The organism is Bradyrhizobium sp. SZCCT0153 (assembly GCF_018129995.1).
Classification (GTDB): Bacteria; Pseudomonadota; Alphaproteobacteria; order Rhizobiales; family Xanthobacteraceae; genus Bradyrhizobium; species Bradyrhizobium japonicum_G.
This window is the reverse complement of sequence record NZ_JAFCKS010000002.1, coordinates 940,745-961,657: the sequence shown is the minus strand read 5'-3', so window position 1 is coordinate 961,657 and position 20,913 is coordinate 940,745. Positions and strand designations below refer to the sequence as shown.

The following is a 20,913-nucleotide window of genomic DNA, read 5'->3' as shown; positions in this document are numbered from 1 at the left end:
GTCTCCGTGGTTAGGCCGGACCGGGGCCGGCGATCGCAAGCGGCTGATCGGCCGGCATGCTGGTCAGGCCGAACTTGTCGAACAATGCCTGATAGAAGCCGTCGGCGCGCATCGCGTTCAGCGCCTTGACGACGGCATCGACCACCATCTTGTTGCGGAAGCCGAGCGTGGTGCGCGCCGTGCCGAGCCCGCTCAGCACTTCCTTGACGCGGCCGCGGCCGACGAGATCGCGTGCCACGCTGTCCACGAGCAGCGCATTGTCCACCTGCCCTGCGAGCAGCGCGCTCACGACGTTGGTCGCCGTCGGAAACGTGCGCATCTCGATCGCCCCGCCGCCCTTTGCCACGCTGGTATCGCTGAGCTTCTTGAGCCAATTCATCTGGTAGGTGCTGACCTCGACCGCGGATGTTTTTCCGGTCAGGTCGGATTCATTAGCAATTGTTATGCCGCTGTCAGGCGCAACCACGACCGAGATGGCTTGAATGGCGTACGGCACCATGTACATCAGCTTCGAGCGTTCCTCGGTCCAGAACATGCCGGTGTCGATGCCGTCGATGCGGCCCGCGCCCATCGCCGGAATCATCGCCGGAAAATCCATCCGGACGAGTTCGACCGGAAGACACAACCGCTTGCCGAGCTCGGCGGCGAGTTCCACGTTGAGGCCCTGCAATTGGCCGTCCTTGTCGACGAATTGCTGCGGCGGATTGGTCGGGTTGATGGAGAGCTGCAATTTCCCCGGTGCGATCAGATTGTCGTCGCTGATCGCGGGCGTGCAGGCGGCACGCGCCGCAGCGGGCGCGAGAACGAGTGCGGCAACGGCACTCAAGCGAAGCAGTGTCGAGAGCATATAATACCTCCGGTAAGACGCCAATGAGCGATGCAGTCCCTCGCCCGGGATTCCCCCTCAATGTTTCTTGGATGCGGCGGGCCGGATCTTGCGACACGACAGGCAGCATCGTCTTCGTCCCTCTCAGGCCGGTCCCGACATCGGCTTGAGCTGGATTCGCATGAAGTTCTTCACCAGGGATTCGAACGGACCGAAGCCCTTCACCTTGTGGAATTCCGGCGTCTCGAACGCCCATCGTCCCGCGACTTCGTACATGGCCGCGTATTTTGGTCCGTCGCCGATCGAGACGAATCTCTTTGCCGACAGCCAGCCGGGACAGGCGAGCAGATCGGGAAAATGCCTCTGCTCGTACCAGGCGTTGAACGCAGCTTCGTGCTCCGGATCGATATCGACCCGCACGATGTGGATGAAGGCCTCGTCCGGCATCAGCGCCTCCGTCACGCCAAACGGATGTCGCCGGCCGCGCGCGCCGCTCCGACGGTCGTCGCGATGGCGTCGCACAACGCAGGCAGGACCGGCAGCAACGGCGGCCGCGGATCCGCATTGCGGATCAGGCCGAGCACCCTCAGCCCGACCTTCATGCGCGTGTGCATGTCCATGATCGGCGCTGGTCCATAGATCGCCCGGACGATCGGATAGAGCCGCTCGTTGACGGCGCGCATCGCCTTGAGATCGTCGGCGAGCGAAGCCTGCCAGAGCGCGACGAACAGATCCGGCGCGAGGCTGACGAGACCCGAGAGAATGCCGTCGCCGCCGACGGCAAGCTGCGGCAGGAACCAGTTGAAATTCGACGGCAGGATCGCGACGGACGGGTCGGCCCGCTTCACCGCGCGCCGGTTCTCGTCATAGGCGAAGATGGTGTCGCTGCCCTCCTTGATAGCGATGACGCTGTCGAGGCCTGCGATCTTCGCCAGCGTCTCCGGCGAATAGCCAAGTCCGGACGCCAGCGGATACTGGAAGATCGACACCGGAATGCCGATGGCGGAACTGATAGCCAGCACGTAAGCCACCGGCGCGCGCGAGGTCGCCGATGCACCGCCGCCGAGCGGTGCCGGCGGGAATAACACGGCGCAATCGGCGCCGGCGGCTTCCGCGAGCTGCGCCTGATGGATCGCCTCCGCGGTCGAATGAGCGATGATACCCGAAAGCAGCGGCTTGCCACCGATATGCCGGCGCGTCCGCTCGATCACCGCCTGTCGCTCGTCGTCCGAGAGCGACCCGCCCTCGCCGGCATGTCCGTTGACGAACACCGCCGCGATTCCGTCCGGACAGGCGCAATAGTCGAGCACGCGGGCGTAGCCGTCCCAGTCGATCGAGCTGTCGTCCTTGAAGGGCAGCACGGTTGCGACCGTGACGCCGCGCAAGTCAGGTTTCTTCATCGGCTTGCTCATGACGGTTTCCGGCGCGGGAATTTCAGGCTCGCGCGTGCCTTCAGCACCTCGAGGCCGCCCTCGTTGCGGGCGCTTGCCTCCCAGATGATGGTGCGGGTCTCGTCGTGCTGCTCGGCGATCCAGACGTCGAATGTGAGCGTATCGCCGTAGAACACCGGGCCGGTGAACCAGAACCGATCCTCGACAGAGACGCCGATGGTGCCAACGAGCTCGCTGGTGAGTACACTGGTGCAGAGGCCGGCGACCATGATCCCCGGCGCCAGCCGGCGACCGAAGCGCGTTGCGCCCGCATAGACCTCGTCGACATGGACAGGTCCGAAATCGCCGGTGGCGGCAATGTAGAGCGCGCCGTCCGCCTCGGTGATGGTCTTGCTGAGGCTGACCCTGTCGTTCACCTTGAGATCGTCGAAGGATTTCGGCTCGTACATGGCTCAGCCCTTCGCGAACGGAACCAGCGTCGCGGTGCCGTCCACCACGGTCACCCCCGAGGGCGACAGCGTGCAGGTGACCCGGCAGACCGCGTCGTCGCCGGCAACCGAGACGATTTCGGCCTTGGCCTCGACGGACTCGCCGACGATCACGGGGGCGGCGAAAGTCAGCGCGATGCTGCCGATCCGCCGCGTCGGTCCGCCGAGCTGGCTGAGGCAGGTGGTGGCGAGACCGCCGACTGCGAGCTCGAAGGCGACCATGTTTGAGGCGCCGGCCTTTTTGGCGCGGACGGCATCGACATAGAGACCACCGAGATTGCCGCTGATGCCGGTGAACATCGCCTGCTCTGCGACCGTCATGGTCTTGCGGAAGGCAAAGGCGGCGCCGGGCTTGAGAGGTGCGTGAGACATCGGTCTTCCCTAGAGCTGCAAGCCGTTCTTGATCGTGCTGCGCGCGACCAGCATGCGGTGGATTTCGGAGGTGCCGTCATAGATGCGGGTGACGCGGGCATCGCGATACATGCGCTCCAGCGGCAGGTCCTTGCTGAAACCCATGCCGCCGAACACCTGGATAGCGCGATCCACGACGCGGCCCTGCATCTCGGAGGCCGCAACCTTGATCATCGAGACCTTGTCGCGCGCATCCCGCCCCTGATCGATGTCCCAGGCGGCATTCATCACCATCATCTTGACGCCGAATATCTCCGTGGCGGAATCGGCGATCAGCTTCTGCACCATCTGGAAATCCCCGATGGCCTGGCCGAACTGGCGCCGCTCGCCGGCATGCTTGCGCATCATCTCGAGCGCACGCTGCGCCATGCCGACGGCGCGGGCGCCGATATGGGCAAGGCGGATCTGCAGTACGCTCTGCATGATCAGCTTGAAGCCGCCGCCGACCTCGCCGAGCACGGCCGCTTTCGGGATACGGCAGTCCTCGAAGGTCAACTCGGCATGGCCGTAGCCGCGATGGCCCATCATCGGCTGGGTCCGCGCAACCTTGAAGCCGGACGTGCCGCGGTCGACCAGGAACAGCGTGATGCCGCCCCGCGCACGCTTCTCCTTGTCGGTCAGCGCCATCAGGATCACGTAGTCGGCGATGTCGCCGTCACTGATGAAATGCTTGGTGCCATTGAGCACCCACTCGTCGCCATCGAGATGAGCGGTCGTGTTGATCGATGCCGCGTCGGAGCCGGCCCCCGGCTCGGTGATCGCCATGGCGCAGATCTTGTCGCCCTTGACCGTCGGCAGAAGGTAACGTTCCACCTGGTCGCCCTTGCACGCCATCAGCATCGGATAGACCTGGCCGAACACACGGCGGATCAACGCATCGGAGGTCTTGCCGAATTCTTCCTCGACGAGACAATGCTCGACACAGGACAGCCCGCCACCGCCGACATCCGCCGGCATGTTCATTGCGTAAAGGCCGAGCTTCTGCGCCTTGGCCTTGGTGACCGCCAGCACATCGGCCGGCACCGTTGCCGTCCGCTCCACCTCGTCCTCGAGCGGCTGCACCTCCGTCTCGACGAACCGGCGGACGGTATCGACCAGGAGGCGGGTATCCTCAGGGACTGAAAAGTCGATCATCCCGCCGCTCCCACCGCCTTGCCAGCAATCATCGCGTCAATGTCGGCAGCGCCGTAGCCGATCTCGCCGAGCACTTCGCGGGTCTGCGCACCTAGCCGCTGCGGCACCAGCCGCACCTCCGGCGTCCGGCCGTCATAGCGCGCGGGATGCGCGACCATGCGGATTGGCGCGCCCCCTGCACTTTCGGCGGTCTTGAACACACCGAGATGGTTGAGCTGGGGATCGGTCTCGAGGTCGCGATAGTCCTGCACGGGCGCGTGCCAGATCCGCGCGGCTTCGAGCACCGGCAGCCATTCCGCGGTCGGCTTCTGCTTCAGCCGCGCCGCGACGATGCCCGTAATCTCCTCGCGCTTCGAAAAGCTGTCGGCGTCGCCAAACTGCTGCAAGGCATCGCTGGCAAGCGCTATTGCCAATGCCTTGGGCGAAGCCATGGAGATCGCGAGATGACCGTCGGCGGTCGCGTGAATGCCGTACGGCCCGGGGCTGAACCAGGCCGCAATACCGGCCGGACCGCGCGAGGTCGGCGACGGCGCGCCGTTGAGCCAGGCGGTCAGCGGTTCGACCTGGAGATCGAGGGCGGCCTGATAGAGGTTGACCTCGACGAGCTGCCCCTTCCCGGTCCTGGTCCTGGCGAACAGCGCCGCCAGAATGCTCATGGCATAGAGCGAGGCGGCATGCTGGTCGACGATCACCGCGCCAACCGCCGTCGGCTCGCCGTCGGCGCGTCCGGTTCGCATCGCAAGACCCGACATCGCCTGAAGCAGGAGATCCTGGCCCGGGCGCTCCTTGTAGGGCCCATCCGATCCGAACCCGGTCGCGACGGCGTAGATTAGGCCAGGGTTGATTGCTTTCAACGTGTCGTAGCCGAGGCCAAGCTTGGCCATGGTGCCCGGCCGGAAATTCTCCATCACCACATCGGAGGTGGCGACCAGCTTCTTCACCGCGGCAATGCCATCGGGATGCTTGAGATCGACGGCCAGGCTGCGCTTGTTGCGCCCGGTGGCAAGGTGATTGACGCTGTCGCCGGCGACAAAATGGTTCGCAACCGCCCAGTTGCGCTGAAACGCGCCCTCGATCGGCTCGACCGCGATGACGTCGGCGCCGAGGTCGGCAAGCGTCTGCGCGGCCAACGGGCCCGCGAGGTAATGATTGAAACTCAGTACTTTGACGCCGTCGAGCAGGTTCATCCGTTCACACCCAATTTAAGCAGCCGCGATTGGCGTGCCGCGCCACGCCAGATCGAACGTCTTGACCAGGGCGCGGGCGGCGGCGTCCTGCGCAGCCGGCAGCGGCAGCCGTGGCGGACGCGGATTGCCGACCGCATGACCCATATGACCGAGCAACGCCTTGCTGCCGGCGACATAGGCCTGGCCGCCCACGAATTCGATCAGCGGCAGGTATTTCAGATAGAGCTCCCGCGCCTGCTTGATCGCGCCATCATCGGCAACGAGGCTGAAGATGCGCGCCATTGCGGCGGGCGCCACGTTGGAGGCGACCGCCACCCACCCCTGTGCGCCTTCGACGAACGACTCGAAGCCGAGGATGCCGCCGAACACCGTCATCCGGTCGCCGCAGAGCCGGATGATGTCGCGCACGCGCGTCACCTCAAGCGTCGACTCCTTGATGTAGAGACAATTGTCGATCTCGGAGATGCGCGCCACGAGCGGTGGCTTCAGGTCGACATTGGCGGTTGCCGGGTTGTTGTAGACCATGATCGGTAGCGAGATCGCATCCGCAACCGTCTTGTAGTGATGGACGAGCTCGTCGTCGGTCGGGGTCGAGTAGAACGGCGGGATGATCATCACGCCGTCCGCGCCCAGTTTTTCGGCATGGCGACTGAGCCGCACCACCTCGCGCGTATCTTCCGCGCCGGTGCCGATCAGAACGGGCACGCGGCCTGCAGCCTGAGCAATGACGACCTCGGCGACCAGCGCCTTCTCATCGTCGTCGAGAGACAGGAACTCACCGGTCGAGCCGAGCGGGATCAACCCATGAATTCCTTCGGCGATCTGCCAATCGACGAAGGCGCGCAGTGCCGCGACATCGATCTCGCCGGCCGGCGTAAACGGGGTGATCATGACGGTGTAGGTGCCGCGAAACTTCTTCATCAGGGAACTGCCGGGCGATCTGGTGAACTGGAAGAAAGACGGCGCCCTGCGGAATATCCGCAGCCGTTATGCAATCGATTGCGTAACTGGCTCTGCATTGAGCAACACCATCCATATTTTGGGCTTGATCCTTGCGGGAATAGCCCATAGCGTTTCTGCAATCGTTTGCAGTCTATCGGCAGGTTTGATGAGCGTCACGCTCAAAGATGTGGCACAGGCGGCCCGCGTTTCAGTCAGCACCGCATCGCGCGCACTGACTGGAACCGGCCTGACCAGCGAGCGCACGCAGCAGCGCCTGACGCGCATCGCGCGCGAGCTCGGCTATCGGCCGAATCCGATCGCGCGCGGATTGAAGACCGGTCAGTCGCGGCTCGTCGCGCTCCTGGTCCACAATCTCACCAACGCCTCGTTCCAGGTGATGGCCGAAGTGATGCAGGCGCGCCTGAAGGCAGTGGGTTACCAGATGCTGCTGTGCATCGGCGGCGACGACGCCCAGCAGGAGAGCGACACGCTCACCGCGCTGGTCGATCACCGTATCGACGGACTGATCGTCGTCCCCACCGGCAAGAACGGCGCGCAGCTCAAGGCCTTGGCAAAGGATGTCCCGATCGTCTGCCTGGTGCGGCGCGATGACGCGACCGACCTCGAGACCGTGCTCGCCGACGACCCGCAAGGCGCCTATCTCGGCACGCGCCATCTGATCGAGCTCGGGCACAAGCGCGTCGGGCTGATCGTCGGCCGCCAAGACACCACGTCGGGCCGCGAGCGGTTATCCGGCTATGTCCGCGCGCTGCGCGAGGCCGGCATCCCCGTCGACGACACATTGATTCATGCCGGCCATTTCGTGCCCGAGACCGGCGCGACGTCCTGCCGCAAGCTGCTCGACCTCCCTCGTCCGCCCAGCGCGATCTTCGTGGCCAATCACGAGGCCACGCTTGGCGTGCTGCGCGTCATCGCGGAGCGAAACATCGCGGTCCCCGACGATCTCTCGCTGCTCTGCTACGAGGACATGCCGTGGTTCGAATGGCACCGCCCCGCGATCAGCATCGTCGACAATGGCGCACGCGATCTCGCCAACCTCGCTGTCGACCGGCTGCTGCAGCGCATGGATGCGAAGGGCACCGGCAATGATGGCGTTCGCGAATACCGCGTCGGCGCTCGCCTCGTGCAGCGCGACTCCTGTCGTCGGATCGAAGTCGCCAGCACCAGGGCCGGCAAGCCCAAGCCGTCAATCGCCAAGCCGTCAGCCGCCAAGTCCCCGTCCAAATCGTCTGCGGCCAAATCCGCGAAGGTCTGACCGATGCCCTATGTCGAAGTGCTCGCCCCGCAAGTTCCGCCGCAACGCAAGGCCGCTCTGGCGAGGTCCGTGACCGACGGCCTGATGTCGGCGTTCGGCGTCGGCGCGGACACGGTCACGCTCTACTTCCTCCCGATCTCGCCTGATGACTACGCGCATGCCGGCACGATGGCGGCTCAGGACGGCGGCCAGCGCATCCTGCTCAAGGTGCACGCATTCCGCCGCAGCGAAGCCGAGCGCCGCGCCGCCGCCATCGCCCTGACCCGCGGCGTGTGCAACGCCTATGGCGTGCCGGGCGACGATGTCGCGGTCTACTTCATCGATCGCGACAAGAGCGAAGTCGCGCACGATTCCAAGCTTGCCAGCGACTGATGGGACCGCACGCCATGGATCGCTTCTATAACCAAGCCCAGAAAGCGCTGCGCGAGACCGCCCGCCGTTTCGCGGAGGCCGAGATCCTGCCGCGCGCGGCCGCGATCGACCGCGAGGACCGCTTCGACCGCGCGCTATACAAGGGCATGGCCGATCTCGGCCTGTTCGGCATTTGCCTGCGCGAAGGCGCGGGCGGCGCCGGCCTCGACGCGGTCGCGGCCTGCATCGCGATGGAGGAGCTGGCGCGCTGCTCCGGCGCGGTCGCCAATGCGTTTGCCATTCCCGTCGAAGCGGCATTGTTCTTCGACCATCACGGCACCGACGCGCACAAGGCGCTGATCCCACAAATCCTGAGCGGCGACATCATCCCCGCCACCGCCGTCTCCGAGCCGGATCACGGCTCCGACGTCGCGGGCATCCGCACCCATGCGGTGCGTGATGGCAATGGGTGGCGGCTGAACGGCACCAAGGCCTGGGTGACGCTCGGCGGCGTCGCCGACCGCATCATGGTGTTCGCGCGCACCGGCGCGGACGCAGGCCATCGCGCCATCTCCTGCCTCCTCGTCGACGGTGCCCTGCCCGGCATCACACGCGGCAGGAACGAGGAGCTTCTCGGCATGCACGGCCTCGACGACTGCCAGATCACGTTTTCCGACGTGCAGCTGCCGGCCGACAGCGTGATGGGCCCCGAGAACCAGGCCTTCAAGATGGCGATGAGCAATTTCAACTTCAGCCGGCTGATGATGGCTTCGATGGCGCTGGGCATGGCCCAGGCCGCCTTCGAGGACGCCACGGCGTACGCCCGCGACCGCAAGCAGTTCGGCCAGGCCATCATCGGCTTCCAGGCGGTGCAGTTCATGCTCGCGGACATGTCGACCGACATCGCCGCCGCGCGGCTTCTGATCCACCACGCCGCACGCCTGCATGATGCCGGCGACCCGATCGCCAAGGAAGCCGCGCAGGCAAAACTGTTCACGACCGATATGGCGATGAAGCACGTCTCCAACGCGCTCCAGATCCACGGCGGTAACGGCTATTCGCGCGAATACCGCATCGAGCGCATCTTCCGCGATGTGCGCCTTGCCCAGATCTACGAGGGCACCAACCAGATCCAGCGGCTCATCATCGCCCGCCAGATCGAGAAGGACGCCGCATGATGCGGAGCAAGCGCACATGCTGAGTATCATCACCGCTGCAGAGGCCGCGGGTCTCATCCGTGACACCGACACGCTGATCGTCGGCGGCAATGGCGGTACCGGCGTCGCCGAATCCATCCTCGGCGCGCTGGAGCAGCGCTTCCTCGACGGCCAGGGTCCGCACAATCTGACGCTGATCAACATCACCGGCGTCGGTGCGGTGACCGAGAAGGGACTGTGCCATCTTGCCCATGAAGGCATGATCGCACGCGTGATCGGCGGCAATTTCGGCCTCCAGGTGCCGTTCATGAGGCTGGTCCGCGACGAGTTGATCGACGCCTACAATTTTCCGCAAGGCGTCATGAGCCAGCTCTGCCGCGCCATGGCAGCGAAACATCCTGGCGTGCTCACCCATGTCGGCCTCGACACCTACATGGACCCGCGTCAGGACGGCGGCCGCATGAACAAGCGCACCAGAGCGCCGCTGGTCGATCTGCTCGAGCTGAACGGCCAGTCGTATTTGCTCTACCGCGTCCCCGCCCCGCCTGATGTCGCCGTCATCCGCGGCACCTCCGCCGACGAGGACGGCTATATCAGCATGGAGCACGAGGGCACGACGCGCGAGGATCTCTCGATCGCGCAAGCCGTGCACAATGCCGGCGGCACCGTGATTTGCCAGGTGAAGCGGATCGTGAAGCGCGGCTCGATCCATCCGCAGATGGTCAAGATCCCCGGATTCCTGATCGACCACGTCGTACTCGACCCCGAGCAGATGCAGACCTACGGCACCGTCTACGACCCGGCGCGCTGCGGCGATAGCCGCGTGCCGGAGGTGATGATCACGCCCGATCCACTTACCGAGCGCCGGGTGATCGCCCGCCGGGCCGCCTTCGAGCTGCGCCCGCGCGACGTCGTCAATCTCGGCGTCGGCATCTCCGCGATGATCCCAAACGTCGCGGCGGAAGAAGGCATTTCCGACCTGATCACGCTGACGGTGGAATCCGGCGTGGTCGGCGGCGTGCCCGGCCATGCGCGCGAATTCGGCACTGCCATCAATCCGCGCGTCATTCTCGACCAGGCCTATCAGTTCGACTTCTACGACGGCGGCGGGCTGTCCTGCGCCTTCCTCTCCTTCGCCGAGGTCGACGAGGTTGGCAACGTCAACGTCACCCGCTTCGGCGAACGCCGCGACGGCTCCGGCGGCTTCATCGACATTACCCAGAACGCACGGCGGCTGATCTTCAGCGGCACCATGACAGGCGGCAAGTTCGATGTCGGCGTCGAGAACGGCCGCCTCGCGATCCGGCGCGACGGCGCTTTCCGCAAATTCGTCCCGCACGTCGGCCAGATCAGCTTCAGCGCCTCGTTCGCTGCACAACGCGGCCAGCACGTCAGCTATGTGACCGAGCGCGCCGTGTTCGAGCTCGAGAACGGCAGCGTGACCCTGACCGAGATCGCACCGGGCGTTCGGCTGGAGGAGGACATCCTTGCGCATATGGGCTTTCGTCCGCGCATCAGCCCGCAACTGAAGGATATGGACCCGCGCATCTTCCGCTCGGGACCGATGGGGATCGCACAGAGTTTCAAGGCCCTGCCAGCGCGGCCGCGCAAGGTCGCCTGAGGGGACACGCATGGACGCCAGCGCCTCCATCAATCTCCGTTATGAGGACATTTCGCTCGGCGCCGAGTTCGAGACCGCCGTGCACATCGTGACGGAGGCTGATATCGCAACCTTTGCCGACGTCACCCGCGATCACCATCCGCTCCATGTCGATTCTGCTTATGCGCGCTCGCGCGGCTTTCCCGCCGTGATCGGCCATGGCCTGTTCGGCCTGTCGCTGATGGAGGGGTTGAAGTCGGAGCTGAAACTCTACGAGGAGACCTCGGTCGCCTCGCTCGGCTGGGACGAGGTGCGGTTCAAGGCGCCGATCGTCGCCGGCGACGCCTTGCGCGTGCGCTTCCGCTTCGTCGAGAAGCGGCCGACCCGGAATCCCGAGCGCGGGATCGTCATCGAGACGCTCTACCTTCTCAATCAGCGCGACGAGGTGGTGACCGCGGCCCGCCACATCTCGCTGATCCTGACCCGGCAGGCCGATCGCGGCGCGACGGCCGCCAAATGACAACGAGGAAGACGTCGGACCGGAGACGGCTCAACTGCCACCATGATTTGACAGGAGTGTTCTGATGCGATTTCCAAAAACCTTCTCCGCCCTCACCCTTCTGATCGGCCTGTCCCAGGCGGCTGGCGCCCAGACCTGCACGCCAAAGGTGCCGGCATCGAGCCTGATCGAGGCGCCGAAATGGCAGATGTCGATCAACCCGACGCTGCCGCCGCAGCAATTCGTCGACGACAAGGGCGAGCTGCAGGGCCTCAATGTCGAGCTCGCCCGCGAGATCGCCAAGCGCATCTGCGTCGAGGCAGTGTTCCTGCGCATGGACTTCCCGCCGATGATCCCGGCGTTGCGCTCGGGCCGCTTCGATGCCATCAACACCGGCCTGTTCTGGACCGAGGAGCGCTCCAAGATGTTCTACCTCGTTCCTTACGCGCAGCAGGCGATCAGCATCTATACCGATCCATCCTCCAGCCTGAAGCTGGAAAAGTTCGAGGATCTGGCCGGACGCGTGGTGGGAGTGGAATCGGCGACCTACACGGAACGCAAGGCACGCGAATTCAACACCGAGATGGTCGCCAAGGGCCTCAAGCCGATCGAGCTCCGCACCTTCACCACCGTCACCGCGACTTCTGCGGCGTTACGCGCCGGTCAGCTCGAGGCCGCGCTAAACATCAACGAAACCGCCAACGCGCTCGAGCAGAAGGGCATCGCCAAGATCTGGGTCCGCGACATCGCCGGCACCGACATCACCTTCGCCTTCCGTGACAAGCTGCTCGCGCAGGCTTTCGCGGACGCGCTGACGGCGACCCGCGCCGACGGCACCTATGACAAGCTGTTCGATAAATTCGGCATGACCAAGCTCAAGGCCACCACTTTTGCCATCCGTGGCGAGGGGCCCACCAATTGATCCCCGCGCTTCGTGCGCATAGGCAACGAGGACGAACCGATCGTCTGTGCGGCGAATGGACTTGCGAAGACCTATCGTGGCAACGACTGTTCAGCTCGGAGGCCGAGGTCGCAGCCGCGAAGAATGTGGGCTTCGAAATCCGGCGCGGCGAGACGCTCGGCCTGGTTGGAGAGTCCGGCTCAGGCTAGAGCACGATCGGCCGGCTGGTGATACGTCTCACCGACGCCGATGCGGCTATGCCTTCGGGACGCCGCCCCCACGGCCTCGGAGAAATCCAGTACGCCGATGCGGACCACGCCCGTTCAAACTCCACGTTCCTCGCGTGGTTCGCTGACGGCGTGAAGCTGCGTGCCCCAACGCGAAGGGCCGGAAACGGCTGTTAGCGAGGGCCAACACGAGGCAAACGCCGCCGCGTTTTCCTACAACTGCACCCCACGCGTGAGTGCGCCATCGACAACGAGGTTCGTCCCGGTGATGAAGCTGGCCGCGCGGCTGGCGAGAAACACTACGGCGTTGGCCATTTCCTGTGGCGTACCCATCCGCCCCGTTGGGTTGAGTGCCAGCGCCGTCTTGTAGAGCTCGGGATTGTTGTCCTTGATCATGTTCCAGACCCCGCCGTCGAAATAGGTATTGCCTGGGGAGACCGAGTTGGCGCGGATATTCTTCCCCGCGAGCTGATTGGCGAGTCCCTGGGTGTAGTGGATGATCGCTGCCTTGAAGGTGCCGTAGGGACCGGCGGCGAAATCGACCTCGCGCCCTGAGACGCTCGATATGGTGACGATCGCGCCAGCCGCGCTCTTCTCAAGATAGGGCATGGACGCATTCACCAGCCGGACCGTGCCCATCATGTCGGTCGAGAATTCCTTCTCCCAGCTTTCGTCGTCCTGCCCGATCGCAAGCGCGCTGACATTGGCGACGACGACGTCGATGCCGCCGAGCTTTGCCGCCATATCCCCGACCCAGGCCTTCAGTACGGCCGCGTCGGCGACGTCGACGGCGCCGCCATAGGCCGCGACGCCCCTGGTCTTGAGTGCGGCGACCGTGCTCTCGACCTCGGCCAGATTGCGGGAGCACACCCCGACATCAGCGCCTTCGGCGGCGAATGTCTCGGCGATCGCGCGGCCGATTCCCTTGGTGCTTCCCGTGACGAGTACCTTGGCTCCCTTGAGTCCCAGATCCATGGCCAAATTCCTTTTCTTGGTTCAGTAGTTGGTCACAGCCGCCTTGACCAGTCCACGATAGCTGTGCGGCATGCGCATCGACACCAGATCCTTTCGCCGCACCACGTTGGTGGGATAGACGCTGTCAAGATTGGTGGTGTCGACCAGCGCGGTTGCAAGGCCCGTACCGCCGGCCGCGATTGCCTCCCGGCGCGGAAAGGAAAACGTGTCAGGACCGAAGACGCCGCTCAGCCCGGGATAGCCGCGTTCAGGATCGACAATATTGGCGAAGGCGAAGAACAGGTTGTTTTCGCCGGCGCGAACGCGGAAATGATGCCAGTGATGCGGATCGGGGCCGGTCGGAACCGGCTTTGGCTGTAGCACCTCCGTGCCGGTATGCGACGAACTGAAGCGTCCCTTGATCGCGGCGGGGCATGCGATGAGATCGCAGCCGCGCAGCGCCAGCACCCGGCCCGCTTCCGGGAAAGACGCATCGTGACCGATCAACAGTCCGATACGGCCAATCGGCGTGTCGACGACGGTCCAGCCATCGCCGGCGGTGGCCCAGCTTCGCTCGTCGGCCGCCAGATGCGTCTTGCGATAGACCGAGACGTCCCCATCCGGCGACACCAGGCAGGCGCTGTTGTAGAGGATATCGGCTGCACGTTCGGCCAGGCCGCAGACGAGATAGAGACCCAGTTCCTCTGCGAGTTCCTCAAGGCGATTCGTCACGGGGCCCGGTATCGGCTGCGCCGATCTCGCGGGATCGCCGAGCCCTGTCACCGCGAGCTCCGGGAAGACGACGAGCTCAGCGCCGTCGGCGCGGGCCTTGCGCGCGAGTGCCGCGATCTCCTCGAGGTTCTGGTTGAAATCGTCGCCGGGTGCAAATTGCGCAACGCTGACCCGCGACGTTTTCCCGGCCGGCCACGGCTCGTGGCCGTAGAGACCGAAGAAGTCGCGCGGATTCCAGCTGAAGGTATCGGTGAGCAGCTCCGGATAGAGCTCCGGCCGCCGCTGCGCGAACACGGTCTCGCCGAGCACGCGGCGCGCGCGTGCGACGTCGAGATCGATCTCCGACAGCAGCACCCCATCGCCCTTATCGAGCACGGCCGCGACCTGCCCGTCCGGTGTGATCACGCAGCTGCCGCCGCTGAACTGCACCGTGCGTTCCAGTCCCCATCGATTGCTTTCGATGACGTAGCAGCCGTTCTCGAATGCCCGGCTGAGCCAGTACGGCGCCGGCGTACGCTCCGCCAGCCAGTTCGAGATGTGGCAGATGACGTCCGCACCGCCGAGCGCCATCAGCCGCGCGGTCTCCACGAAATGGATGTCCATGCAGATCAGCAGCGCGATCCGCCCGATCGGCGTCTCGAACACCTGATTGTGCAGGTCGCCTGCCGCCGCCCATTTCGGCTCGGAAATGTAGGGATGCGTCTTGCGGTGGCGACCGACAACGCCGTCCGGCCCGATCAGGACGGCCGTGTTGAAGTAGATGCCGTCCTCGTCGACCTCGGGCATGCCGACCACGATGTAGCAGTCGTGCTTGCGCGCCAGCGCGGCAAAACGATTTGTGGTCGGCCCGGGGATCGTCTCGACGAACGACGCGACCTCGGCGCGGTCGAACCAGCAATAGCCGGTCGTTCCCATTTCCGGCGTGACGATGAGCCTTGCACCGGCCGCCGCCGCCTGCTCGCAGAGTTCGAGCAGGCGCGCAATGTTGCGCTCCTTCTCGAACATGGTCGGCTCGAACTGGACGGCGGCGACCTTATGGGTTCCTGACATGAGCTGACCGGCCCTCAAACCAGAAATGACTTCTTGATGGAGGCGCCGAGCGTGTACTTTGGATCCACCATGTTGCCGACACGGACGCGTCCAGCCTGGGTCAGGAGCATGTAGGCGTCGATCTCGTCGAAGCCGTAGTCGGCCGCCATCCAGCGGCAGAGCTCGCGATAGGCGATGCGGGCTGCATCCTCCATCGGCCTCGCCGAGCCGATGGTCATGATGAAATCCTTGGTCTCGAGCCGCGGCCAGGCAATGGTCCACCCCTTGATCAGGTCGATCTGCACCGTCGTCACCGTCGGATGCTCGATGGCGACGCCGCAGAGCTCGCCGTCGCCTTGTGCCGCATGACAGTCGCCGAGATAGAGCAGTGCGCCCTTGGTGTTGACCGGCAGGTAGATGACGGCGCCTACGCCGACGTCGGGCAGGTCCATGTTGCCGCCGTAATAGTCCGGGACCAGCGACGAGATCGCCTCGATCTCCGGCGAGGTGCCTATGGTACCGATGAAGGGTTCATAGGGCAGCGTGATCTTGTCGTTCCACTTCGTGCCTGTCTTGGCGTCGATCACGAGCTTCTTGACGCGCTCGGGCAGCGCCGGATTGAGCAGCGCGGTCTGGCCGGTCGAGACCAGGCCGCCGAAATCCGGCATGACCACGGTGGTGCCGCACGGCTGCGGCCCACGCGGCACGATGCTCTCGATGTAGACCGCGAGCACGTCGCCCTTCTCGGCGCCGTTGACGTGGATCGGTCCGTTCTGCGGATTGAGGAAAGGGAAATTGAGGATATTCGACGGGCTGTCGGTCTCGTGCTTGATCGCGCCTTCGAACGCATCATGCGTCTCGGCGGAAACGACCGCGCCGGGATCGACGGTCAGCACAGGATTCACATAGGGGCCGTAGACGTAGTGGTACTTGCCCTGCTCGCTTTCGGTGATGGTGTACTGCTTGCCACGCTCGCCCCTGGCGACGCCTTTGCGTGCCATGATGGAATCGTTTTGCCAGGCCATTGCCGTTTCTCCTTGGTTGGGCGTCGTTTTTTTCAAACTGCCAGATGGCGGCGCATCTCCGCCTCGTCGTCGAGCGCGGACCGGTCGAGACTTGCGACGATGCGCCCCTTGTCCATGACGTAGCAGCGCTGCGCCATGGCGCGGATCATGTCGAGATTCTGCTCGACCAGGATGATGGTCACGCCGGTCCTGCGGTTGAGCTCGACCATGTTGCGCGCGATGTCCTGGACGATGTTCGGCTGAATGCCCTCGGAGGGTTCGTCGAGCAGGATCAGATTGGGATCGGCGATCAGGACGCGTCCGATCGCGAGCTGCTGCTGCTGTCCTCCGGACATCGTACCGGCGCGCTGACTCCAGCGCTCTTCGAGGATCGGGAAAGCCTCGACGATCTTGCGCCGGCCCGCCTCGGGAATGCCGCCGCCCTTGATGGCGGCACCCACCGCGACATTCTCGCCGACGGTCAGACGCGGAAACACATCGCGCCCCTGCGGTACATACCCCATGCCGAGGCGCGCCCGCTTGTGCGGCGGCAGCGATTCCACGGCTTCGCCGCGATAGACGATCGAGCCGCTCATCGACGGCACGAGCCCGATCAGGCTCTTCATCAGCGTCGACTTGCCGACGCCGTTGCGTCCGATGACGGCGACGATCTCGCCTTCCCGCACCTCGATCTCGAGGCCCTGGAGCACCGGCTTGCCGCCATAGCCGGCACGTAAGGCCAGCGTCGAGAGGATGACTTCCTTGCGCGGCATATCAAGCATGAGCCTGCCCCAGATAGATCGCCGCCACGCGCTCGTCGGCCACGATCTCGTCGATCGAGCCTTGCGCGAAGACCTGGCCGAGATGCAGCACGGTGACACGCTGGGCAACCTGGCGAACGAACGCCATGTCATGCTCGATCGCCAGCACGGTCATGCCGTCTGCATTGAGCCGCTGCACCATCTCGCCGGTCATGTGGGTCTCTTCCGGCGACATGCCGGCGGTCGGCTCGTCCAGCAGCAGCAGGCGCGGCTTCAGGCTGATCGCCATGCCGATCTCCAGCCATTGCTTCTGGCCGTGGCTGAGATTCCCCGCCCTCTGCGCCTGCTCGGATTCGAGGCCGAGGAAGCCAAGCAGCCTCACGATCTCGGCTTCGAGCTCGGCGCCGCGATGGTGGCTCTGGAGTGCAATCTCGAGGTTCTGGCGGACGGACAGGCCCTTGAAGACGCCCGGCACCTGGAACTTGACCGACAGGCCGCGGTGAATCCGCGCGAACGACTTCAGCGCCGTGATGTTCTCTCCGGCGAAGAGAATCTCGCCGCTGCCGGGATGGTGCTCGCCGAGAATGAGACGGAACAGCGTGCTCTTGCCGGCGCCGTTCGGCCCGATCAGGCAATGAATCTCGCCGGGCTCGAGCGAGAGATCTACCGCGTTGGTGACGTGCAGGCCGCCGAAGTGCTTGTTCAATTTGCGCAGCTCGAGCAGCGACATCAGCCAGCCCTCCGCGTCAGGCGCGCGGCAAGCCGTCCGAGCCAGTTCATTGCGCCGAGCACCAAGCCGTTCGGGGCGATCAGGACAGTCAGCACCAGCAGCACGCCCATGAACACGAGCGCATATTGGCTGCCGTAGATCGTGAGCGCCTGGAATGCGGCAAGCACCACCAGCGTGCCGACCACGGTCGAGGTCAGATCGCTGCGGCCGCCAACGGCGACCCAGATCAGCGGCAGCGCCGCCGCCGTCATGCCCATGCTCGACGGCGTGATGTACTGCCCCCACGCCGTATAGAGTACGCCCGATATCCCCGCGAGCGCGGCGCCGATGACGAAAGTGATGAGCTGATATTTGCGGATGTCATAGCCCAGCATCTCCGCCCTTTCAGGGTTCTCGCGGATCGCGACGATGACATTGCCGAACGACGAGTTCATCAGGATACGCAACGCGAGATAGACGAAGACAAGAAGGCCGAGCACGAAATAGTAGAGCCCGACATCGGCGAACAGCACGATCGGTTGGCCCGGCCAGGGGATGGTCAGAGGCGGCATCGCGCTCATGCCGTTGAAGCCGTTGAGCCGCGCGCTGCCGATATGCCATTCCGGCCCGGCGGTCTGCGCCATGAAGCGCTCGAGCATCAATGTCACGGCGAGCGTGACGATGCCGAGGAAGACGCCGGCGATGCGGCCGAAGAACATGAAATAGCCGAGCAGGACAGCGAACAGCGCTGCAATCGCAATCGCGGCAACAAAGGCGACCAGCGTAAAGCCATAGGCCGCGCCGAAGTTAAGGGTCAGAACGCCGTATCCGTAGCCCGCAATGCCGAAGAACGCAGTCTGCCCGAAGGACAGCGAGCCGCCATAACCCCAAATCAGGCAAAGGCTGAGCGCGATGAACACCCAGACGAAGAAGTAGACGGTGTTGCCGACCGTATAGCCGTCGCTGAACAGCGGATAGGCAAGCCCAATCGCGAGCACGATTGCAAACAGGCTCCAGAAGGCCGGACCGCGACCGACGGTCTGCGGCCCTTCAAGACGGCGAAACAAGGAAACGAAACCGGTCACGGCGCCATTACTCCGTCAGGTGCGTTCGCGCAGCACGAAGCCGGAGATGCCTTTCGGCAAAACCCGGACGACGATGATGACGGCAACCAGAAGGCCGATCTGGCCGAACAACTGTCCTTGCCAGGACGTCATCCCCGACTTCACGATCGCAAGCAGGCCGCCGGCGGGGGCCGTGCCGAGGAAGACGTCGGCACCGCCGATCACGACCGTGACGAAGGCCTCCATGATGAAGGTTGCGCCCATGGTCGGCACCAGCGTCATGGTCGGCGCATAGAGCCCGCCGGCAAGGCCCGCCAGCCCTGCGCCGCAGGCGAAGGTGAGGCTGTAGATCAGGCGCGTATCGACGCCGAGGGCGGCCGCCATGTGCGGCACCTGGATGGTCGCCCGCGCCAGCACGCCGAAGCGCGTCCAGTTGAACAACGCATAGAGCGCGGCGAGTACGCCGAGTGCGGCACAGAACAGCACGATGCGGTAGATCGAATAGGAGTAGTCACCGACCTGGAAACTGCCGAACGGCGTACCGACACCCGCCATGGTCGAGCCGACCATGATCAGCGTGCCCTGCGTGGCGATCAGGCTGAGCCCCCAGGTGGCGACGATGGTGTCGAGCGGCCGGTCATAGAGATGGCGGATGACCGCGAGCTCGACCAGCACGCCGACCAGCGCGGACACGACCGTTCCCGCCAGAATCCCCAGCGGCAACGGCAGGCCGGCATGCACGGTCGCGGCGGTAACGTAGGCCCCGCACATGATGAACTCGCCATGGGCGAGATTGATCACGCCCATCATGCCGAAGATCACCGCGAGCCCGCAAGCTGACAGCACCAGGAACGCGAAGGCGTCACCAAATTGATAGAGCGCCGAAAAGACGTGGGTCGCGATGTCCATGAACCAACCAGTCTGAGGGAAGACGCAAAATTGCCGTCGCAGATGTCCGTGATCGCCCCGGCCCGCCGGCAACACCGGAGGCGTGCCGGGAGGGCCGGAGCGATCAGCCGCCGGGTCAGGGTTTCGGCGGCGGATTCGACGGCGTGTACTGCGCCATCGGATCTTTCTTGGTGAGATCACAGCCGGCCTCACCCAGCCAGTACGGCTTGATGTCCTCCCAGGTCTTCGGGAAGGAGATCGAGTGATCGGCGCCGACCTTGGCGAGATAGATCGTGTGCGACATGTGCTGGCTCTTCGGGTCGATGCAGACCTTGCCTTCCGGCGCATCCATGCAGACGTCACCCATCGCGATCACCTTGCGGATGTCCTCGCGCTTGGTCGACTTCGCCCGCTCCACCATCTGCTTGTAGAGATAGACGGCGAGATAGGAATTCTCCGCCTCCTGGTTCACATAAGGCTCGCTCGGGAACTTGGCCTTGAACTTGGCGTAGAACTCCTTGCTCTTGGGCGAGTCGATCTCCTCGATGTAGTTGGTGGTGACGTACATGTCCTTCAGGCTCGGCGGCTTGAAGCGCTTGTGCTCGTAGCCCTGGCCGACGTTGACCGAGGACGCCATCGGCAGGTTGACGTTGGCGGAGGCCGCCTGTTCGTAATAGGAGGCCTGCGCGGTGCCGACCAGCAGCGTGACCACGAAGTCCGGCTTGGCCTTCTGGATGTTCTGGATGCTCTGCGAGAACTGCGACACGCCGAGCGGGATGAACTCCTCGCCGGCCATCTTGCCGCCGTTCTCCTTGACGATCTTGCGTACCCATTCCGCCGAGATCTGGCCGAAATTGTAGTCGGCGGCGAGCGTGTAGACGTTCTTGCCGTACTTCTCCATCATGTAGGGAATGAGCGTGGAGAACTGCTGCTCCGGCACGGCGCCGGTTACGATCATGTGGCCGTCGCAAACGCCGCCTTCGTACTGGTTGTTGTAGAAGGCGAAGCCGTTGAACTGATCGACGATCGGCCGATACGCTTCGCGCGAGGCCGAGGAAAATCCGGCGAACACGACGTCGACCTTGTCGCGCTGGAGCACGCGCCGCATGAACTCCTGGTAGCGGGTGTTGTCGGATTGCGTGTCGTAAGGAACGAGCTCGAGCGGCCGACCCATGATGCCGCCGGCCTTGTTGATCTCATCGGCGGCGAGCTGGATGGCGTGGACCTTGCCGATCGTGGCTGCGGCGAAGTCGCCGGACTGATCCTCCAGCACGCCCATCTTGATCGGGTTTTCCGCCGCGAGCGCCAGGCTTGACGCGAGGACAAGCGTCCCCGTGAGGGCTGCGGCGCGCAGCCCCCGCAATACAGACTTGCTCATTTTG

General features: G+C 64.6%; 22 protein-coding genes. 6 read left to right on the top strand and 16 right to left on the bottom strand.

Going from position 1 to position 20,913, the window contains the following annotated elements; genetic code table 11:
* Positions 1-10: 10 nt before the first annotated feature.
* The 8 genes from JQ572_RS12130 to dapA form a co-directional block, all read right to left on the bottom strand.
* Entirely contained in the window at positions 11-847 is an 837-nt protein-coding gene (locus JQ572_RS12130; RefSeq protein WP_211383236.1) for an ABC transporter substrate-binding protein, read from the bottom strand.
* A 123-nt stretch (positions 848-970) separates the two neighbouring features.
* The gene (locus tag JQ572_RS12125; protein ID WP_211383235.1) at positions 971-1,273 is read right to left on the bottom strand and encodes a DUF4286 family protein; all 303 of its coding nucleotides are present in this window, start codon (positions 1,271-1,273) and stop codon (positions 971-973) included.
* 11 nt (positions 1,274-1,284) lie between these two features.
* Positions 1,285-2,238: a dihydrodipicolinate synthase family protein gene (locus JQ572_RS12120; protein WP_211383234.1), complete on the bottom strand. Its 954-nt coding sequence runs from the start codon at positions 2,236-2,238 to the stop codon at positions 1,285-1,287.
* Complete coding sequence (locus tag JQ572_RS12115; protein ID WP_211383233.1) at positions 2,235-2,666, bottom strand: MaoC family dehydratase; 432 nt, start codon at positions 2,664-2,666, stop codon at positions 2,235-2,237. The genes JQ572_RS12120 and JQ572_RS12115 overlap by 4 nt, the downstream gene beginning before the upstream one ends.
* 3 nt (positions 2,667-2,669) lie before the next feature.
* Positions 2,670-3,077 (bottom strand): MaoC/PaaZ C-terminal domain-containing protein, encoded by a 408-nt coding sequence (locus JQ572_RS12110; RefSeq protein ID WP_211383232.1) that lies wholly within the window; start codon positions 3,075-3,077, stop codon positions 2,670-2,672.
* A 9-nt stretch (positions 3,078-3,086) separates the two neighbouring features.
* Positions 3,087-4,250 carry an acyl-CoA dehydrogenase family protein gene (locus JQ572_RS12105; protein ID WP_211383231.1) on the bottom strand — a complete coding sequence of 388 codons (1,164 nt, stop codon included), beginning with the start codon at positions 4,248-4,250 and terminating at the stop codon, positions 3,087-3,089.
* Positions 4,247-5,437: a CaiB/BaiF CoA transferase family protein gene (locus tag JQ572_RS12100; protein ID WP_211383230.1), complete on the bottom strand. Its 1,191-nt coding sequence runs from the start codon at positions 5,435-5,437 to the stop codon at positions 4,247-4,249. The genes JQ572_RS12105 and JQ572_RS12100 overlap by 4 nt, the downstream gene beginning before the upstream one ends.
* Positions 5,438-5,452: 15 nt before the next feature.
* Complete coding sequence (dapA, locus tag JQ572_RS12095) at positions 5,453-6,361, bottom strand: 4-hydroxy-tetrahydrodipicolinate synthase (protein WP_211383547.1); 909 nt, start codon at positions 6,359-6,361, stop codon at positions 5,453-5,455.
* Positions 6,362-6,545: 184 nt separating this feature from the next.
* Between dapA and JQ572_RS12090 the strand changes: the two genes are divergently transcribed.
* From JQ572_RS12090 to JQ572_RS12065, 6 genes are all read left to right on the top strand, one after another.
* Positions 6,546-7,655 carry a LacI family DNA-binding transcriptional regulator gene (locus JQ572_RS12090; protein ID WP_211383229.1) on the top strand — a complete coding sequence of 370 codons (1,110 nt, stop codon included), beginning with the start codon at positions 6,546-6,548 and terminating at the stop codon, positions 7,653-7,655.
* Between the two features lie 3 nt (positions 7,656-7,658).
* Positions 7,659-8,027 (top strand): tautomerase family protein, encoded by a 369-nt coding sequence (locus JQ572_RS12085; protein WP_211383228.1) that lies wholly within the window; start codon positions 7,659-7,661, stop codon positions 8,025-8,027.
* A 14-nt stretch (positions 8,028-8,041) separates the two neighbouring features.
* Complete coding sequence (locus tag JQ572_RS12080) at positions 8,042-9,184, top strand: acyl-CoA dehydrogenase family protein (protein WP_211383227.1); 1,143 nt, start codon at positions 8,042-8,044, stop codon at positions 9,182-9,184.
* Positions 9,185-9,200: 16 nt separating this feature from the next.
* Positions 9,201-10,784, top strand: a complete 1,584-nt coding sequence (locus JQ572_RS12075; RefSeq protein ID WP_211383226.1) for an acyl CoA:acetate/3-ketoacid CoA transferase — start codon at positions 9,201-9,203, stop codon at positions 10,782-10,784.
* Between the two features lie 10 nt (positions 10,785-10,794).
* Positions 10,795-11,283, top strand: a complete 489-nt coding sequence (locus JQ572_RS12070; RefSeq protein ID WP_211383225.1) for a MaoC family dehydratase — start codon at positions 10,795-10,797, stop codon at positions 11,281-11,283.
* A gap of 64 nt (positions 11,284-11,347) precedes the next feature.
* Positions 11,348-12,184 carry an ABC transporter substrate-binding protein gene (locus JQ572_RS12065; protein WP_211383224.1) on the top strand — a complete coding sequence of 279 codons (837 nt, stop codon included), beginning with the start codon at positions 11,348-11,350 and terminating at the stop codon, positions 12,182-12,184.
* 419 nt (positions 12,185-12,603) lie between these two features.
* Here the strand turns inward: JQ572_RS12065 and JQ572_RS12060 are convergent, their stop codons facing one another.
* The 8 genes from JQ572_RS12060 to JQ572_RS12025 form a co-directional block, all read right to left on the bottom strand.
* Complete coding sequence (locus JQ572_RS12060) at positions 12,604-13,365, bottom strand: SDR family NAD(P)-dependent oxidoreductase (protein WP_211383223.1); 762 nt, start codon at positions 13,363-13,365, stop codon at positions 12,604-12,606.
* 21 nt (positions 13,366-13,386) lie between these two features.
* Positions 13,387-15,126 (bottom strand): nitrilase-related carbon-nitrogen hydrolase, encoded by a 1,740-nt coding sequence (locus tag JQ572_RS12055; RefSeq protein WP_211383222.1) that lies wholly within the window; start codon positions 15,124-15,126, stop codon positions 13,387-13,389.
* Positions 15,127-15,140: 14 nt separating this feature from the next.
* The gene (locus JQ572_RS12050; protein WP_211383221.1) at positions 15,141-16,130 is read right to left on the bottom strand and encodes an acetamidase/formamidase family protein; all 990 of its coding nucleotides are present in this window, start codon (positions 16,128-16,130) and stop codon (positions 15,141-15,143) included.
* A gap of 32 nt (positions 16,131-16,162) precedes the next feature.
* Positions 16,163-16,882: an ABC transporter ATP-binding protein gene (locus JQ572_RS12045; protein WP_211383546.1), complete on the bottom strand. Its 720-nt coding sequence runs from the start codon at positions 16,880-16,882 to the stop codon at positions 16,163-16,165.
* Between the two features lies 1 nt (position 16,883).
* Positions 16,884-17,600 carry an ABC transporter ATP-binding protein gene (locus JQ572_RS12040; protein WP_211383220.1) on the bottom strand — a complete coding sequence of 239 codons (717 nt, stop codon included), beginning with the start codon at positions 17,598-17,600 and terminating at the stop codon, positions 16,884-16,886.
* The gene (locus tag JQ572_RS12035; RefSeq protein WP_211383219.1) at positions 17,600-18,664 is read right to left on the bottom strand and encodes a branched-chain amino acid ABC transporter permease; all 1,065 of its coding nucleotides are present in this window, start codon (positions 18,662-18,664) and stop codon (positions 17,600-17,602) included. Before JQ572_RS12035 ends, JQ572_RS12040 begins: the two co-directional genes overlap by 1 nt.
* 15 nt (positions 18,665-18,679) lie before the next feature.
* Positions 18,680-19,552 carry an ABC transporter permease subunit gene (locus tag JQ572_RS12030; protein WP_148741855.1) on the bottom strand — a complete coding sequence of 291 codons (873 nt, stop codon included), beginning with the start codon at positions 19,550-19,552 and terminating at the stop codon, positions 18,680-18,682.
* A 115-nt stretch (positions 19,553-19,667) separates the two neighbouring features.
* A complete protein-coding gene (locus JQ572_RS12025; protein ID WP_211383218.1) occupies positions 19,668-20,909 on the bottom strand; it encodes an urea ABC transporter substrate-binding protein in 1,242 nt (413 codons plus the stop codon).
* Positions 20,910-20,913: the final 4 nt, after the last annotated feature.

Coding starts and splice junctions, on each gene's coding strand:
- JQ572_RS12130 (WP_211383236.1), bottom strand. CDS start 847: ATGCTCTCGACACTGCTTCGCTTGAGTGCCGTTGCCGCACTCGTTCTC.
- JQ572_RS12125 (WP_211383235.1), bottom strand. CDS start 1,273: ATGCCGGACGAGGCCTTCATCCACATCGTGCGGGTCGATATCGATCCG.
- JQ572_RS12120 (WP_211383234.1), bottom strand. CDS start 2,238: ATGAGCAAGCCGATGAAGAAACCTGACTTGCGCGGCGTCACGGTCGCA.
- JQ572_RS12115 (WP_211383233.1), bottom strand. CDS start 2,666: ATGTACGAGCCGAAATCCTTCGACGATCTCAAGGTGAACGACAGGGTC.
- JQ572_RS12110 (WP_211383232.1), bottom strand. CDS start 3,077: ATGTCTCACGCACCTCTCAAGCCCGGCGCCGCCTTTGCCTTCCGCAAG.
- JQ572_RS12105 (WP_211383231.1), bottom strand. CDS start 4,250: ATGATCGACTTTTCAGTCCCTGAGGATACCCGCCTCCTGGTCGATACC.
- JQ572_RS12100 (WP_211383230.1), bottom strand. CDS start 5,437: ATGAACCTGCTCGACGGCGTCAAAGTACTGAGTTTCAATCATTACCTC.
- JQ572_RS12090 (WP_211383229.1), top strand. CDS start 6,546: ATGAGCGTCACGCTCAAAGATGTGGCACAGGCGGCCCGCGTTTCAGTC.
- JQ572_RS12085 (WP_211383228.1), top strand. CDS start 7,659: ATGCCCTATGTCGAAGTGCTCGCCCCGCAAGTTCCGCCGCAACGCAAG.
- JQ572_RS12080 (WP_211383227.1), top strand. CDS start 8,042: ATGGATCGCTTCTATAACCAAGCCCAGAAAGCGCTGCGCGAGACCGCC.
- JQ572_RS12075 (WP_211383226.1), top strand. CDS start 9,201: ATGCTGAGTATCATCACCGCTGCAGAGGCCGCGGGTCTCATCCGTGAC.
- JQ572_RS12070 (WP_211383225.1), top strand. CDS start 10,795: ATGGACGCCAGCGCCTCCATCAATCTCCGTTATGAGGACATTTCGCTC.
- JQ572_RS12065 (WP_211383224.1), top strand. CDS start 11,348: ATGCGATTTCCAAAAACCTTCTCCGCCCTCACCCTTCTGATCGGCCTG.
- JQ572_RS12060 (WP_211383223.1), bottom strand. CDS start 13,365: ATGGATCTGGGACTCAAGGGAGCCAAGGTACTCGTCACGGGAAGCACC.
- JQ572_RS12055 (WP_211383222.1), bottom strand. CDS start 15,126: ATGTCAGGAACCCATAAGGTCGCCGCCGTCCAGTTCGAGCCGACCATG.
- JQ572_RS12050 (WP_211383221.1), bottom strand. CDS start 16,130: ATGGCCTGGCAAAACGATTCCATCATGGCACGCAAAGGCGTCGCCAGG.
- JQ572_RS12045 (WP_211383546.1), bottom strand. CDS start 16,882: ATGCCGCGCAAGGAAGTCATCCTCTCGACGCTGGCCTTACGTGCCGGC.
- JQ572_RS12040 (WP_211383220.1), bottom strand. CDS start 17,600: ATGTCGCTGCTCGAGCTGCGCAAATTGAACAAGCACTTCGGCGGCCTG.
- JQ572_RS12030 (WP_148741855.1), bottom strand. CDS start 19,552: ATGGACATCGCGACCCACGTCTTTTCGGCGCTCTATCAATTTGGTGAC.
- JQ572_RS12025 (WP_211383218.1), bottom strand. CDS start 20,909: ATGAGCAAGTCTGTATTGCGGGGGCTGCGCGCCGCAGCCCTCACGGGG.